Origin of the sequence: Trujillonella endophytica (genome assembly GCF_900110555.1) — a bacterium.
In the GTDB taxonomy this organism is placed as follows: domain Bacteria; phylum Actinomycetota; class Actinomycetes; order Mycobacteriales; family Geodermatophilaceae; genus Trujillonella; species Trujillonella endophytica.
Window position 1 is genome coordinate 1 of sequence record NZ_FOEE01000023.1, and the last position, 15,552, is coordinate 15,552.

At 70.8% G+C, this 15,552-nt stretch carries 14 protein-coding genes; 6 read left to right on the forward strand and 8 right to left on the reverse strand.

The genetic code is table 11. The annotated features are described in order from the left end of the window. The coding region (locus BMY88_RS22355; RefSeq protein ID WP_139220561.1) for a transposase at positions 1-281 on the forward strand (281 nt) is incomplete at its 5' end. A gap of 243 nt (positions 282-524) precedes the next feature. On the opposite strand, the gene BMY88_RS22360 is transcribed toward BMY88_RS22355, so the two are convergent. Both BMY88_RS22360 and BMY88_RS22365 read right to left on the reverse strand, forming a co-directional pair. Further along, the gene (locus BMY88_RS22360; RefSeq protein ID WP_091949328.1) at positions 525-3,773 is read right to left on the reverse strand and encodes a TM0106 family RecB-like putative nuclease; all 3,249 of its coding nucleotides are present in this window, start codon (positions 3,771-3,773) and stop codon (positions 525-527) included. Positions 3,774-3,913: 140 nt separating this feature from the next. Beyond that, positions 3,914-4,672, reverse strand: a complete 759-nt coding sequence (locus tag BMY88_RS22365) for a matrixin family metalloprotease (RefSeq protein ID WP_244524870.1) — start codon at positions 4,670-4,672, stop codon at positions 3,914-3,916. 366 nt (positions 4,673-5,038) lie between these two features. Between BMY88_RS22365 and BMY88_RS22370 the strand changes: the two genes are divergently transcribed. Beyond that, positions 5,039-8,143 (forward strand): DEAD/DEAH box helicase, encoded by a 3,105-nt coding sequence (locus tag BMY88_RS22370; RefSeq protein WP_091949335.1) that lies wholly within the window; start codon positions 5,039-5,041, stop codon positions 8,141-8,143. Between the two features lie 43 nt (positions 8,144-8,186). On the opposite strand, the gene BMY88_RS22375 is transcribed toward BMY88_RS22370, so the two are convergent. Further along, the gene (locus tag BMY88_RS22375) at positions 8,187-8,522 is read right to left on the reverse strand and encodes a nucleotide pyrophosphohydrolase (RefSeq protein ID WP_211435781.1); all 336 of its coding nucleotides are present in this window, start codon (positions 8,520-8,522) and stop codon (positions 8,187-8,189) included. A gap of 220 nt (positions 8,523-8,742) precedes the next feature. On the opposite strand from BMY88_RS22375, the gene BMY88_RS22380 reads away from it, so the two are divergent. Then, on the forward strand, positions 8,743-10,521 hold the full coding sequence (locus BMY88_RS22380; protein WP_211435782.1) for a DUF2075 domain-containing protein: 1,779 nt from the start codon (positions 8,743-8,745) through the stop codon (positions 10,519-10,521). Between the two features lie 43 nt (positions 10,522-10,564). Here the strand turns inward: BMY88_RS22380 and BMY88_RS22385 are convergent, their stop codons facing one another. The 5 genes from BMY88_RS22385 to BMY88_RS22405 all read right to left on the reverse strand — a co-directional run bounded on the left by BMY88_RS22385 (position 10,565) and on the right by BMY88_RS22405 (position 14,246). Continuing rightward, positions 10,565-11,434, reverse strand: a complete 870-nt coding sequence (locus BMY88_RS22385) for a tryptophan 2,3-dioxygenase (protein WP_091949341.1) — start codon at positions 11,432-11,434, stop codon at positions 10,565-10,567. Positions 11,435-11,452: 18 nt separating this feature from the next. Beyond that, the gene (locus BMY88_RS22390; protein ID WP_091949344.1) at positions 11,453-12,502 is read right to left on the reverse strand and encodes a DUF3048 domain-containing protein; all 1,050 of its coding nucleotides are present in this window, start codon (positions 12,500-12,502) and stop codon (positions 11,453-11,455) included. Positions 12,503-12,571: 69 nt separating this feature from the next. Further along, positions 12,572-13,609: an aldo/keto reductase gene (locus tag BMY88_RS22395; RefSeq protein ID WP_091949347.1), complete on the reverse strand. Its 1,038-nt coding sequence runs from the start codon at positions 13,607-13,609 to the stop codon at positions 12,572-12,574. A 68-nt stretch (positions 13,610-13,677) separates the two neighbouring features. Next, positions 13,678-14,049: a type II toxin-antitoxin system death-on-curing family toxin gene (locus BMY88_RS22400; RefSeq protein WP_091949350.1), complete on the reverse strand. Its 372-nt coding sequence runs from the start codon at positions 14,047-14,049 to the stop codon at positions 13,678-13,680. Further along, positions 14,046-14,246 carry a ribbon-helix-helix domain-containing protein gene (locus BMY88_RS22405; protein WP_244524873.1) on the reverse strand — a complete coding sequence of 67 codons (201 nt, stop codon included), beginning with the start codon at positions 14,244-14,246 and terminating at the stop codon, positions 14,046-14,048. The genes BMY88_RS22400 and BMY88_RS22405 overlap by 4 nt, the downstream gene beginning before the upstream one ends. Before the next feature lie 96 nt (positions 14,247-14,342). Between BMY88_RS22405 and BMY88_RS22410 the strand changes: the two genes are divergently transcribed. From BMY88_RS22410 to BMY88_RS22420, 3 genes are all read left to right on the forward strand, one after another. Beyond that, positions 14,343-14,783 carry a hypothetical protein gene (locus tag BMY88_RS22410; protein ID WP_091949357.1) on the forward strand — a complete coding sequence of 147 codons (441 nt, stop codon included), beginning with the start codon at positions 14,343-14,345 and terminating at the stop codon, positions 14,781-14,783. An 80-nt stretch (positions 14,784-14,863) separates the two neighbouring features. Then, positions 14,864-15,121 carry a type II toxin-antitoxin system Phd/YefM family antitoxin gene (locus BMY88_RS22415; protein ID WP_091949360.1) on the forward strand — a complete coding sequence of 86 codons (258 nt, stop codon included), beginning with the start codon at positions 14,864-14,866 and terminating at the stop codon, positions 15,119-15,121. Continuing rightward, a complete protein-coding gene (locus tag BMY88_RS22420; RefSeq protein WP_091949363.1) occupies positions 15,118-15,543 on the forward strand; it encodes a type II toxin-antitoxin system VapC family toxin in 426 nt (141 codons plus the stop codon). Before BMY88_RS22415 ends, BMY88_RS22420 begins: the two co-directional genes overlap by 4 nt. Positions 15,544-15,552 lie beyond the last annotated feature (9 nt).

The following is a 15,552-nucleotide window of genomic DNA, read 5'->3' on the forward strand; positions in this document are numbered from 1 at the left end:
CCCTGGCGCACCTGGCCGGGATCAGCCCCCTGCCGGCCAGCTCCGGACGCACCGACCGCCACCGGCTCAACCGCGGCGGCGACCGCGCCGCCAACAACGCGATCCATCGGATCGTGCTCTGCCGGATGCGCCACGACGACCGCACCCGCGCCTACGTCGCCCGCCGCACCGCCCAGGGACTGAGCAAGAAAGAGATCATGCGCTGCCTCAAGCGCTACGTCGTCCGTGAGGTCCACACCGCGCTACTCGCCGACTTTGACGACCTGGTCTCCACTGCTTGACGCCGATAGGAGCATCCGCTGTGCCAACCGTCAGCAAGGGACCTCCTCAAGGTTGATCCGAGACGCTAGCGTCCCTATCCGACTTTTCGACTGCTCTTCAGCGCCGGCTACCTCCACGGTGGGACTATCCACTTCCTGGGGAGCATTTCTCGCGGGCAGGCGGGTGCACCCCGACCAAGTCGCAGGCTGCCTGACCCGCTGCCTTCCATCTGCGGAAGACCTGGCGACTGAGGCTGTCCGAACTCAGCCGACGATGGTCGCCATCTCGACGAGTCGACACAGCGCATTGACCTGGCGCAGCTGCTCCGGTGTCCGCACCGCGGCGCCCAGCAGTTCCTCGCTCATCACCACGACCGCCAGCGCCTTCGCCCGGGAGACCGCGACGTTGAGGCGGTGCAGGTCGTAGAGGAACGAGACGCCGCGCGGGGCGTCCTCCGCACTGGTCGAGGTCATCGAGTAGATGACGACCGGCGCCTCCTGCCCCTGGAACTTGTCCACCGTGCCGACCCGGGCGCCATCCGGCAGCAGTGACCGGATCAGCCCGACCTGGTTGTTGTACGGCGCGACGACGAGCACGTCCTCCGCGCCGATCCGCGAGCTGACTCCTTCGGCATCGACCCAGCCCACGCCCTGCAGCGACTCCCACAGCGAGGCCACCGCGGACGCCTCGTCCGCGCACGCCGCCGACGACGCCCGCGTGTGCTCGACGAACCGGACAGCGAGCCCGCTGGCCCACCCGTTCACCGCGATCCGCTCGCGGCCGGCCGCCGACTCCAGCCGCCCCTCGTACGCCAGGTCGGAGACGAAAGCGGTCAGCGCGGGGTGCATCCGGTAGGTGCGGTCGAGGAAGATCCCCCGCCCGGGAGGAACGGTCGGGTGCCCCTCCAGTAGGTGCTCCAGCGCCGAGAGCCCCGACTCCCCCGGGTGCACGGCCTGCGTCGGCTGAGCCAGCTGCTGCGGGTCGCCGAGGAGCACGAGCGAGCGAGCGGACCGCGCCACGGCGACGGCGTTGGCCAGCGAGAACTGCCCGGCCTCGTCGATGACCAGCACGTCGACGGCCTCGGCCAGCCCCGGCCGGCACCAGAACCACGACGTCCCGCCGACCAGCTGCGCCGACCCGTCGAGCAGCCGCGCCTCGACGTCGGCGGCGTCCTTGGACCACTCGACGCCCGGCGCGCCGCAGGCCTGGTGCTCGTCGCACTTCTGCAGCGCCGGCCGGCCGACGGCCTTCAGCACGTTGCCGATCACCGCGTGGGACGTCGCCGTGACGCCGACCTTCTTGCCCGCGTCGAGCAGCTCGCGGATCAGCCGGGACGCCGCCCGCGTCTTCCCGCTCCCCGGCGGCCCCTGCACCGCGAGCACCTCGCCGTCCAGGGCAACCCCGAGCCGGACGACGGCGTCGCCGGCCTCCTCCCCCGGCAACCGACGGCAGTCGGCCGGGACGACCCGGTCGAGCAGCGCCTGCGGGAGGCAGGGGCGACCGGCGAGGACGTCGTCCGCGGTGGCCGCGATCGACTCGCGCATCGGCTTGTCGTCGAGCGGCCCCTCCGGACCCAGACCGCGGACCGCAGCCGGCGGCTTGGTGCTCTTGACGACGACCCGCCCACCGACCGCGTCGATCTCGCGCACCTCGCCGACGCGCGCACGGGTGGCGACGTCGAACGCCTTCGACCCGACCGAGAGCTTGGTGTCCTGCGCGGGGAAGGTGAACTCGTAGAGCTTGCTGCGCTTCTCCGTGCCGATCTCGGCGCCGCCGGCCAGCCCGCCGAGCGCCGTCCGGTCCTCGACGAGCTGCTCGTCCTCGAGCTCGCCGCGGCTGAAGAACTCCCACCAGCCGGGCCGGGCCTCGCGGCGGTGCCACTGCACGAGGTCGCCGAGCAGCGCGTGGCCGCCGTCCTGCAGCCGCTCGACCAGCGCCAGCTCGGCGACCTCGGCGTCCGAGCGCGGGGCGGGGCCGTCGACGTCCGGCAGCGTCGGTCGCGGCAGCGGGCCGTGCATCGCCTCCAGCTCGGCACGCTGGGTCTCCAGCCAATCGTGCAGCTCGCGGGTGGAGTCGACGTCGTCGCGGTTGTAGTCCTCGATGGCCTGCAGCCGGGCCGGGTCGCGATCTGCCAGCCACTTCTCGTACTCGACGACGCTGGACATGGCGTCGGCGACGTCGCCGGTGTGCTCGCGCCCGTAGAAGGCCTCGACCTTCTTGATCGAGTAGGACTCCTTGCTGATCCGCATCGACTGGCGGACGACGGGATAGAGGTCGACGAACCGCTCGGCGCGCAGCAGCTGGTCGAGCTCGGCCTCGCGGACGCCGTACCGGCCGGTGAGTCGCTTGAGCGCGCTGACCTCGTAGGCGGCGTAGTGGTAGACGTGCATGCCGGGGTCGGCGCGCCAGGCCTCGACGATGCGGTCGACGAGGTCGGCGACCATGCGGCGCTCCTCGCCGGCGTCGTGCGCCCAGAGGGCGGTGAAGCCGCCCGACCGATCCCCGATGCCGGCGAGGTACTCGAGGCCGTGGTCATCGCCGGAGAGCGGGTCGCCCTCGAAGTCGAGGTAGAGGTCGCCGGGGCTGGGCTCGGGCAGTCGGGCGAGGCCCTGCGCGGGCTGCGGGTCGAGGAGGGTGCGGGTCGGCTGCTGGGCGGCCCGGCCGCGGAGCTGCTCGCGGGCCTGGTCACGGAGGCGTTCGCGGGAGGCCCGGCCGATGCCGGTGGCCTTGAGGGTGTCGTCGTCGGCGGTCGCGAGCTGCTCCAGGGTGGCGACGCCGGCGGCGCGCAGGGCGTCGCGCTGGTCGCGGCGCATGCCCGCGACGAGGCTGAGGTCGTCGGCGGTGCGGAGCTCGTCCTCGCAGCGCTGCTGCCAGCTGCACTGGTCGCAGTGGCCGATGGGAACGGGGCCGGTGGGCCGCGGGTCGTCCACGAAGGTCTGGAGCCGGGCGCGGGCGCGGCGGGCGTAGGCGGCGACGTCGACCAGCCGCCACGGGCGCGCCTCGCCGTCGCCGGTGACGACGCTGATGCGCTCCGGCTCGAGCCCCTGGAGCGCGGCGAGCCGGTCGGCGTAGGTGGCTATCTGCAGCAGGGCCGGCACGGTGATGCGGCGGGCGAGCTTGGCGTCGGCGACCTCGTAGGACCAGTCGCCGAGGTTCGACGGCGTTGGCGTCTTCAGGAGGAAGTCGGCCTGCCCGCCCCAGGTGCCGTCGAAGAGGAACGCCTGGTGGACGACGTCGACGCCGGCGCGCATCGCCTCGATCGTGGCAGCTTCGCTGCGCTCCCCCTGCAGCCGGACGACGGTGAGGCCCTGCACCTCCAGCGACTCCAGGTAGCGGAGCTCGTGGGCGATGCCGAGGCCGGCGATGAGGACGGTCTGGTCGCTCACTCCCTCGGCGGGCGGCTGCAGCCGAGCATCGGCGACGGCCAGGTTCAGCGCGGTGAGGTGGTGGCACTCCTGGTGCCGGGTCAGGTCGCTGGGGCTGAGAACCAGCCGTCCGTCGAGGCGGTACACGGCTCAGCCGGCCGTCGGACGGAAGGCGGCGAGCAGGGTGCAGAGCGGCAAGGTTCCCCCGGAGTGCGGTGAGCGGAAGCCGGTCGAGGCTCGCACGGCCGGACGACGGTTCGGAACCTCCCGCGCCGCCGAGGCCCCAGCTACACGCCTGGGACGCAGTCCCCCTGCCCCAGCTGGGCCAGCCCGCTGAGGTCGCCGGGCGCGAAGTCGGCCACGGCTGTGCTCTCCCGATACATGATCTGGCTTTGATCCGGGACGTGTGCCAGCCCCACGAGATGCCCTAGCTCATGCAGGACGATGGCGCGGGCCGATGCAATGCCGGCCGGGTCGGCCAGCATCAGAGCAAAGGCCGTCGCGTCGAGAGCCATCATTCCGGAGACGAATACGCGCGGCCCACCCGTCGGCTCCACATAGGTGCTGCCGGCCATGCCGGCGACGTCAGTGGCAAACTCGGGATTCTCGATCTCGGTCTGCCAGGAGACGAGAACGGGCGCCCACCGGTCCCCGTAGCGGTCCGGCTGGAAAGGCTCCCGATCATCGGTGTCGCCCTCGTCAGTTGCGCCGTCGTAGGTGAACTGCAAACCGGTCACTGTCGAGACTCGTGCGAAGGCCTCGTGGACCAGCGAGTCAGCCCCAGGTGGGGCGTTGTCGGGACGGATGACGTAGTGGATCGGCCGGCACGGGTCGTAGGCCACCGGCCGATCGCCGTCTTGCTGTTGGGCGACGAAGACGTACGAACCGTCGCCAGCCGCCGGCGGGGGCGTCCCCAGTGGAGCATCCGCCATCTCGAACCCCGGGGTCGGCCAGTTGATCGGCCGTCCGTCGGCCGCGACGCTGCTGCCGACGCCTCGCGGATCCACCACGACGGCCGCCAGCACGACCGCTCCGGCCAGCAGCACTAGGAAGACGTTCCGGCGACGTCGACGTACCGCACGCAGGGACGCTGACGAGTCGTCCAGTGCCCCGGCTCGCCACGGGGTGGCGACGACCGGGCGGCCGTTCGCTTCATCGATCACCCACTGGGGGACGCGGCCGCTGGGTGAAGTACGTGGGCCTCCGGGCGAGTGCCCTTGTCGTCCGCGGTCCTGCACCCGAGATCACTCCTCATCCGCCACCTTGGATGACGAACGATCCGGTCTCGATCTTGTCCAGTCGACCCCTGGATCATCCGGCGCTGCTCCAACGAGTGACGGCCGCGAACGACCATGGGAGCCACAACGAGTCGCAACACAAGCGCGGGTTGCTGGCCGGATACGTTCCCTTACATGGGGGACGTGCCTGCCGGCCTGTACGAGCACCTGGTCACGGAACGCCTCGGCGTTTCTCTCGCAGGCCTCCCGGAGGAACTCACTCAGCTGAGCGCCCTGGATCCGGGCGACGCCCACGTCGCGCTGACCCGGCATGTCGCCCAGGCCGCCGCGAAGGCCCTGCAGTCAGCCGGCGGAAGCGACAGCGATGCTGCCGTGCGACAGGCCGAGCTCGCCAACCGCATCGTCAATGCCATTCGCGGGCTGATGTCGGATACAACAGTTGATGACGAGGCAATCCGCACGCCACCCCGGACGCTGCTGGCGATCGCTGACCCAAGCGGCGCACCGGGCCCACCGGCATTCCCGCGGCGGCCGGACATCCCGCTCAGCACGAGCGCCCTCCTCGTCAACGGGCCGAACGAGCCGCGTATCGGCAACGAGGTCCAGCGCGAGTTCGCCTCGGCCGACGACGTCGACCTCCTCTGCGCCTTCATCAAGTGGCGCGGTCTGCTCCTTATCGAGGACGCCGTCCGCCGGCTGGTCGCGCGCGGCGGGCGGCTGCGCGTCATCACCACGACCTACATGGGCGCCACCGACCAGCGCGCGCTCGACCGCCTGGTCGAGCTCGGCGCTGAAGTGAAGGTCTCGTACGAGACCAGGACCACGCGGCTGCACGCCAAGGCGTGGCTCTTCCACCGGTCGACGGGTCTGTCCACCGCCTATGTCGGCTCGTCGAATCTCTCGCATACGGCTATGCACGACGGGCTCGAGTGGAACGTCCGTTTGTCGTCGGTGGAGCAGGCCCATCTGCTCACGACCTTCGAGGAGACGTTCGCCAGCTACTGGGCTGATCCCTCGTTCGAGACGTACGAGCCCGCGCGCGACGGCGACCGGCTCCGGCAGGCCTTGAACGCCGAAAAGGGCGGCCCCTCCGACCTCCCCATCCAGATCACCTCCCTGGACGTCCGCCCTTTCGGCTACCAGCGGGAGATCCTCGACAAGCTGGACGCGGAGCGGAACGTCCACCAGCGCTGGCGGAATCTCGTCGTGATGGCCACGGGCACCGGGAAGACCGTGGTGTCCGCACTGGACTACCGCCGGCTTCGTGCCGCCGGGACAGTCGAAAGCGTTCTCTTCATCGCGCACCGCGAAGAGCTGTTGACCCAGAGCCTCTCCACCTTCCGACACGTCCTGCGCCAGGGCGACTTCGGCGAACTCTTCGTCGGCGGCCAGCGCCCGCGTGAGTGGACGCAGGTGTTCGCCTCCGTGCAGTCGCTGAGCCACCTATCGCTCGATGAACTGGATCCGACCCGCTTCGACCTCGTCGTGGTCGACGAGTTCCACCACGCGGAAGCGGCGACCTACCGCCGTCTCCTGGAGCACCTGAAGCCCAAGGTGTTGCTCGGACTGACCGCCACACCGGAACGTGCAGACGGCTCGGACGTCCGGTCGTGGTTCGACGGACAAACAGCGGTCGAGCTCCGGCTGTGGGAAGCACTGGAGCAGGGACTGCTGGCGCCGTTCCAGTACTTCGGCATCCATGACGACGTCGCCCTCGACCAGCTGCGGTGGCGTCGAGGCCGCGGCTACGACGTCGCCGAGCTGACGAACGTCTACACCGGCGACGACCACCGCGTCCGGCTGGTGCTCCAGGCGGTCCAGGACAAGGTCGAGAATCCGCACCGCATGCGTGCGCTGGGCTTCTGCGTGAGCGTCCAGCACGCCGCCTACATGGCGGAGAAGTTCACCGCGGCAGGCATCCCCAGCCGGGCGGTGACGGCCACGTCATCCCGTGAGGAGCGGAAGGCCGCCCTCGATGCGCTCCGGGACCGCACCGTCAACGTCCTCTTCGCGGTCGATCTGTTCAACGAAGGACTCGACATCCCTGCCGTCGACACCGTGCTGTTCCTGCGCCCAACAGAGAGCGCGACAGTGTTCCTCCAGCAGCTCGGGCGCGGCCTGCGGCTGGCGGAGGACAAGCCCTGCCTGACCGTCCTCGACTTCATTGGCGCCCAGCACAAGGAATTCCGTTTCGATCTGCGCTTCCGGGCTCTGACAGGAAGCTCCCGTCGAGGTCTTCAGCGGGACGTCGAAGTCGGCTTCCCGCGGCTGCCGGCCGGCTGCCACATCAAGCTCGACCGTGTCGCCGAACAGGTCGTACTCGACAACATCAAGCAGTCGCTGACCGTGTCGTGGAAGGGGTTGATCAGCGAGGCGCGCCAGGCGGAGCAGCCGTCGTTGGCCCAGTTCCTCGATGAGACGGGCATCGAGCTGGAGGACCTCTACCGAGGCAGCGGTCGGAGCTGGCTGGACTTGAAGCGGGCGGCAGGGTGGGACGCTGCTGCCCCCGGACCGGACGACGAACGCCTCCGGGCCGCCTTCGGCCGGATGCTGCACGTGGACGACGACGAGCGGCTGCGCTTCATTCGCGCCGCCGCCTCAGGCGGAGAAGTGGCCGACGGCGAGCGGTTCAGTCGTCTGGCCGCGATGCTGCACTTCTCGCTGTGGGGCGCGCGTACGCCGTTCAGCAGCGTCGAGACTGCGCTAGCTCGACTGCTGGCTGACCGCGCCCGAGCCGACGAGCTGGGCGAGCTCACCTCTGTCCTCCATGACCGCATCGAGCGGGTGACGCCTGCGGTGGAGGTCTCGGGGGCCCGACCGCTCCATGTCCACGCTCGGTACAGCCGGGAGGAGGCGTTGGCTGCGTTCGGACTCCGCGATCTCAACGGGACGTGGGGGTCCGGCGTGAAGTGGGTGCCCAGCGACCAGGCCGACGTCTTCTTTGTGACGCTGCTGAAAACCGAAACGCACTTCTCTCCCACGACGATGTACGCCGACCGCGCCATCTCGCCGACGCTGTTCCAGTGGGAGTCGCAGAACGCGACCGCCGAGCGTTCGCCGACGGGCCAGCGCTACATCAACCACCGCGAGATGGGCACGTCGGTCCATCTGTTCGTACGCGAGTCGAAGACTGCGGACGGAACGCTTGGCACGCCGCCGTACCTGTACGCGGGGCCGGTGTCGTACGTCTCGCACACCGGCGAACGCCCGATGCGGATTCTCTGGGAGCTAGCTCACGCGCTTCCGGCCGACGTCTTCCACACCGCCAAGGTTGCTTGAGCAGTGAGCTGCCGACTTGGACCTGGCCGGGTGTCCGGAAAAACTAGGGGTGTTCGGGGGCAATGCTCCTGTAAACGCTGATCGGAAAGCGGTCCTCATTGCGCTGCAGCTTGGCTAGACCCGCGGCGACTAGATTGACGCCGGCCACGTCAGCCAAGCGCACGAGGTAGAGCAGCACGTCGGCCAACTCGTCGCCGAAACGAGCCTGCAGATCACCTTCGAGCACGGCGTCGGCCGGCAGCCACTGCACCAGCTCGGCCACCTCGCCGACCTCACCCGTCAGCGCCAGGGTCAGCGACTTGACGTCGTGGAAGCGACCCCACTCCCGAGCCTCGGTGAACTCCCGCATGCGCGCCGTCAGATCCTCGAGGTCCGCCACGCGGATCAGTATCGGTGACCGGCGCGGCTCGGAACCGCCTCTACAGTGACGCCAGCGGCCCGACAGGCTTCCTCGCAAGGACATGCCCCCACCCGCACGTTGATTCGTGCTGCCCGGGGACAGGTCCTTGCCACTTCTTCGCACGTCCGCTTCCGGACTCGCCGACCACGCGCGAGCCGGACGGCTAGGCACCACACTGGCCTCTCAGATGGCGCACCGGATGAAGCGGACTGCGTCGGCGTCCGAGATCCGCTCCTGGGACGCCAGCCTCGCCGCCCTGGCAGCCGACCTCGAGCAGGCGGGTCTCCAGGGCGTCGAGGTCCTCGTCGAGTACCAGCTGCCGTTGTCCAGCAAGCGCGTCGACGTCGTCCTCGCCGGCCAGCACCCGCGCCACGGGGGCCCGTCCTACGTCGTCGTCGAGCTCAAGCAGTGGACGACCGCAACGGTGTTCGAGGACCAGCCGGAGCTCGTCGTCCAGCCCACCTACGGCCGCCGGCCGATCCTCCATCCGGTCGCCCAGGTCCGCGGCTACGTCGAGTACATGATCGACTTTCTCGGCTCCCTGCACGCAACAGAAGACGTCGTCACCGGCGTCGCCTACCTGCACAACGCCACCGACGACGGCGTCGCCGAGCTGTGCAACTACCCGCAGGACGCCCTCGGCCGCCTCTTCACCGCGCGGGACCGCGGTGCCTTCCTCGATCACCTGCGCAGCCGCCTCTCTCCGACCAACGCCTCCATTTACGCCGACCGGCTGGTGAACTCGTTCGTCGCCCCCAGCCGACAGTTGCTGGCGGTCGCGGCGGAGGAACTGCGCATCCGCGAGCAGTTCGTGCTTCTCGACGAGCAGCGGGTCGCCTACGACCTGGTCCTGCACGAGGTGGAGAAGGCCAAGCAGGGCAACTCGAAGGCCGTCGTCATCGTCTCCGGCGGCCCCGGGAGCGGGAAGAGCGTCATCGCGCTCTCCCTCCTCGGCGAGCTGGGGCGCCGCGGCATCCGTGTCGCGCATGCCACCGGTTCGCGCTCGTTCACCCAGACCCTGCGCAAGGTCACAGGACGGCGGGTGGCCGCCCTCTTCCGCTACTTCAACCAGTTCATGGACGCCGAGCCGAACGGCCTCGACGTCCTCATTGCCGACGAGGCGCACCGGCTCCGCGAGACGTCGGCAAACCGGTGGACGAAGGCGGAGCTGCGCAGCGACAAGCGGCAGGTGGACGAGCTCATCGACGCCGCCCGCGTGCCGGTGTTCCTGCTCGACCAGAACCAGGTCGTGCGCCCGGGCGAGATGGGCACAGTCGAGGACATCGAGAAGCATGCCCGCGAGCGCGGGCTCGACGTCTACCGGATCGACCTCAACACCCAGTACCGCAGCGGCGGCAGCGCCGAATACGTCGAGTGGGTCGAGCGACTGCTCGGCCTCAGCCCGGGCGGTCCGGTCTCCTGGGAGGGCAACGACCGCTTCGAGGTAAGGACGGCACCGTCCCCCTCGGCGATGGAGGGTGCGCTGGCGGACAAGCTGGCTGCCCACCAGAACGCCCGCATGGCGGCCGGCTACTGCTGGACGTGGAGCGATCCACGCGCCGACGGGTCGCTGGTACCGGACGTGCAGATCGGCGAATGGTCACGGCCGTGGAACCTCAAGGGCGACCGCGCCATTGGCGACGCCCCGCCCGCAGCGCTTTGGGCCAGCGACGAGCGTGGCTTCGGTCAGGTCGGCTGCGTCTACACGGCCCAGGGCTTCGAGTACGAGTGGAACGGCGTCCTCATCGGTCCCGACCTCGTGTGGAGAACCGACCGCTGGGTCCCCGTGCGGAGCGCCAACCGCGATCCCGACTTCCGCAACACCAAGAAGGTCAGCGACGCCGACTTCGACGTCCTCGTCCGCAACGTCTACAAGGTGTTGCTCACGCGAGGGCTCCGCGGTGTCTACCTGCACTCCACCGACCCCGAGACCCAGGGATTCCTCGAGCAGATGGTGAGTGACGCGCCGCGGCGTTGACCGACGCCGTCCTGCAGCCGATAGCACCCTGGCAGCTGCCGGATCAAGTACCGATCTCCGTGCGGACGGCGTAGAGCTCCGGGAAGAACGTCAGCTCGAGCGCCCGCTGCAGGAACCCCAGACCCGACGACCCCCCCGTGCCGGTCTTGCCTCCGATCGTGCGGCGGACCGTCAGCACGTGCCGGAACCGCCACAGCTGGAAGTTGTCCTCCAGGTCGACCAGCGACTCGCAGGCCTCGTACACCCGCCACGGCGTCTCCTCGGACTCGTAGATCCGCCGGAACACCGGCACGAGCGCCGGCTGGAACACCCACGGCTCACGCACGTCCCGATCGAGCACGGACGACGGCACCTCGAACCCCAGCCGGGCCAGCAGCGCCAGGAACTCGTCATACAGCGTCGGCGACTCCAGCAGCTCGGCGAGCACCGCCTGCGCGTCCGGCTCGCTGTCGAAGACCTTGAGCATCGCCGCGTTCTTGTTGCCGAGGATGAACTCCACGGCCCGGTACTGCGCCGACTGGAACCCCGACGCGCTGCCAAGCGAGCCGCGGAACTGGGCGTACTCCCGCGGGGTCAGGGTGGCCAGCACCGACCACTGCTCGGTCAGCGTCCGCTGGATGTTCTTGACCCGCGCCAGCGACTTCAGCGCGGCCCCCACGGCGTCCCCCGCGAGGTACGCCCTCGCCGCCCGCAGCTCGTGCAGCATCAGCTTCAGCCACAGCTCGCTGGTCTGGTGCTGGACGATGAACAGCAGCTCGTCGTGGTGCTCGGGACTGCTCACCGGGTGCTGCGCGCCCAACAGCCGGTCCAGGTCCAGGTAGCGGCCGTAACTCATCGCGCCGGCGAGGTCGGTGCGCACCGACTCCTCGATCGGCCGCACCGCGCGGTCGGGATGCTCCCCGGACGACGTCATGTTCCGATCGTCCTCGGATTACCCGACGGCGGCCGACCCGCTCCCGTTCGGCACGAGCTCGACCCACGTCGTCCCCGGCGCCAGCGTCACCGGGGACCCGTCGGCCAGCGTGAGGACGACGGGCTCCCCCACCGACGCCTTCGACCACGTCGCCTCGACCGTGTGCCCGCCGGTCGCGACCAGCGCCTCGCCGGAGTCGACCAGCACGGTCTCCGGAACCGGGTTGCCCGCGGCGTCGGTGAACGAGGTGTCGACGACGTCCACGCGGAGGACGACGACATTCGTGGCCCGCAGCGGTGCACCGTCGGCCCCCAGCGCGGGCACGCCACCCTCCGCGCGCAGCCACACGCCCTCGGCCGCGCTCCACGTCCACCGCGGCTCCGCGATCGCCGACAGCGCCAGGTCGAGCCGGCCCGCCGGCACCCCGGATGCGACCGCGGACGGGTCCGCCCCGAAGGCGAACTGCGCCGGCGGCGGGGACCGGTGCGCGTCGTCGGCCTGCCCGAGCAGAGCGGTCGGGTCGGCGTAGGTGTTGTGCGGGGCGGCCCGGTCGGCGCTCCGGGAGAAACCCGGGCCGGTGCCGGGCTCCACCACCTGCAGGCCGGCCGCTCGGGTCGCGTCGATGAACGGCGCCTGCCCGCCGGAGAAGGCGAGCAGGCCGCGCAGCGGGGCAGCGATCGGCGGGTCCATCGGCCGCACCGAGCGCACCGGCCCGACCGCCGGCGGCAGCGTCGAGTGGTAGACGGCGACGAAGCGGCTGATCCCGCCCTCCACCACCTGTTCCCACACGACGTCCGCGGCGTTGAGCCCGCTCTGCGGTCGCGCCGCCGCTGAGTTCTCGATCTTCACCGCCAGCGCCGGCCGGGCCAGGTCCGCGCCGGCGGCGTCGACCCCGGTGAGCGGCCACGCTCCGGCCGCCGGCTCCGGGGAGGTGTCGTCGTCCGAACCGCAGCTGACCGCCACGCTGAGCAGGAAGCCGGCGACCGCGGCCGCCACGATCCGGCGGAACCCGCCACCGGAGCCACCGGAGCCGCCGGAGCGACGAGCGGGGGCAGCGCGGGACGGCACGGCCCCACGCTAGGGCGACCTACCCCGCCCGCCGTCGACGACGCACCGGAGTCACCGCCGCCGCTGGGGTCACCGCCGCCGCTGCGAGGCGTCGCCCAGCCACGGCGGCACGTAGCCGGCGTCGTCGTCCCGGATGTTCGTGCCCGGCGGCACGATCTTGTCGATCGCGTCGAGCACGTCGGCCGACAGCGCGAGCTCGGTCGCGGGCAGCTGGCTGGTCAGCTGGTCCATGGTGCGCGGGCCGATGATCGCCGAGGTGACGCCGGGGTGCCGGATCGTCCAGGCGATGGCCAGCTGGACCAGGGTCGTGCCGCTGTCCTCGGCGAGCCGGGCCAGGGCGTCGGCGGCGTCGAGCTTGCGCTGGTTGATCGGGTCGGAGAGGTCGTAGCGGCTGGCCATGGCGCCGCCGAAGGCCCGCGACCGGTTGGTGTCGGGGGCGTCCTGCCCCTTGCGCCACTTGCCGGACAGCCAGCCGCCGGCCAGCGGGCTCCACACCAGCGTGCCCATGCCGTACTCCTGGCAGACGGGCAGCACCTCGCGCTCGATGCCGCGGACCAGGATCGAGTACGGCGGCTGCTCGCTGATGAACCGGCCGGTGTTCCGCTTCTCCGCGGCCCACTGCGCCTGCACGATCTGCGACGGCAGGAACGTCGACGAGCCGAAGTAGAGGATCTTGCCGGCCCGCTGCAGGTCGGTCAGCGCGCCGAGGGTCTCGTCCACATCGGTGTCGGTCGACGGGCGGTGGATCTGGTAGAGGTCGATGTGGTCGACGCCCAGCCGGCGCAGACTGTCCTCGACCGCCCGCACCAGCCAGCGGCGGCTGCTCCCGCGGCAGTTGGGGTCCTTGCCCATCGGGCTGAAGGCCTTGGTCGCGAGGACGACGTCGTCCCGCCGCCCGCCGGTCAGCGCCTTGCCGACGATCTCCTCGGACTCCCCGGCCGAGTACACGTCCGCGGTGTCGATGAAGTTGATCCCGGCGTCCAAGGCGGCGTGGATGATCCGGACCGAGTCGTCGTGGTCGGTGTTGCCCCAGGCGCCGAACATCATCGCGCCGAGGCAGAGCGGGCTGACCTTGACGCCGGTGCGACCGAGCGTGCGCATCTCCATGGCTCGGACGTTGCCCGCCCGTGGGCCTCCAGGCAAGCGGGACGTCGTCGCTCGGTCCATGCGCGGGTTCAGCCGGGCACCACGACCAGTCGGAACGCGATGTCCTCGACGTCGAGCGACCCGGCCGCCACGTCCACCACCAGCGCGAAGGCCGCGTCGTCGTCCAGGCCCGGGGCGGAACCGTTCAGGTCGAGGAACACGACGGTCGCCAGCCACCCGAGCCGCTCGTTCCCGTCGACGAGTGCGTGGTTGCCGACGAGCGAGTGCAGCAGCGCCGCCGCCTTGAGCGGAAGGGTCTTGTAGGCCTCCTGGCCGAATGCCTGTGACCGCGGTCGAGCGGCGGCCGAATCGAGCAGGCCCACGTCCCGAACGGGACCTGCGCCCAGCATGCGTACCAGTCCGAGCAGGTCCTCCAGGTCGAGGTACTCGACTCCGGTCACGCGTCGCCGAGACGGTGCAGGACGTCGCCCCACTTCTCCGCAAGCCGGCGTGAGCTCTCCTCGACACGGGCCACGTGCCCGCTCCGCTCGTACCGCTCGAGCACGGCGCGCCGCACGATCTCCTGGCGCGAGGTGCCCTCGGCCTCGGCGAGGGCCGACAGTGCCCTCTCCAGCTCGTCGTCGGTGCGCAGTGTCATGGCCACGGTCGGATGGTATCGCTGTGATACCACTCGGCGGCATGCCCTGTGGATAACTCCGGGGCCGGTCGTCCGGATCGGCCACAGTTCCGGGCCATGTCGACCCGACCGCACCCGTCCCTGCCCGTCACCAGCGACGCCGAGCTGACCGAGCGCCTGCGCGCACTCCTGCACCTGGACGGCCCGCCCGTCCGCCGCACGCTGTTCCTCACCTGGATCCGCCGCGAAGGCACGATGGTGCCCCTGGTGGTTCCCGTTGAGGAGGTGCCGCTCGAGCCCGACCGCGCGGCGCTCACCAACCTGCTCGTGCTCCACGAGACCGTCGCCGAGGGCGAGGGCGTGGATCCCGACGAGCTGCACCTGGCGCTACTGCTGGAACGCCGCGGTCCGGCCGACCTCTCCCCCGACGACCACGCGTGGTGCTCGGCGGTCGAGGCGATCCTGCGCGACCGCGCCGGCCTGGACTGCAGCATGCACGTCGGTAACGGACGGACCGTCGTCCCCGTCCTCCCGCGGGCGCAGTGGCCGGGCGAGTGAACGTCCGGGGCAAGGGACGCAGCGCGGAGGGCCTTGTGGCTACACTCCGCCACAAGAATGTGGTCACAAGGAAGGTCGGCATGACGACCATCGGTATCCGTGAGCTGCGGAACTCGCTGAGCAAGCACATCTCCGCGGTCGCCGAGGGCGCCACGATCACCGTGACCGACCACGGGCGTCCCGTCGCGCGGATCGTCCCGGTCGGCCGGCCCACCGCCCTGGAGCGACTGATCGCCGACGGCGTCGTCCAGCCCCCTCGACGGGCCAAGGGTCCGGCACCGGAACCGGTGGTTGCCGACTTCGCGCTGTCGGAGATCGTGATCGCCGACCGCAGGTGATCCTCTACCTCGATACCTCCGCGCTCGTTCCGCTGCTCGTGACCGAGGCCTCGTCGGCGCGCTGCCGGTCCCTGTGGGACGCCGCGGACCTCGTCCTCTGCTCGGCGATCGGCCACGTCGAGGCCTCCGCAGCCCTCGCCCGTGCGCAGCGCTCGGGCCGGCTCTCCCCGAACCTCACGGCCGACGCGGCAACACTGCTCGACGCGCTGTGGAGCGACATCGCGGCCATGCCCGCGGACGAGCCGAACCTTCGAGCCGCTTCGGCCGCTGCGCTCCGCCACGGGCTCCGCGGCTTCGACGCGGTGCACTGCGCTGCAGCCCAGGCCGTCGCCGACCCCGGTCTGGTCGCCGCCTCGGGCGACCGGGACCTGCTCGCCGCCTGGCGGGCCGAGGACGTGCAGGTCGTCGACACGTTCGCCTGATGCGCGCCC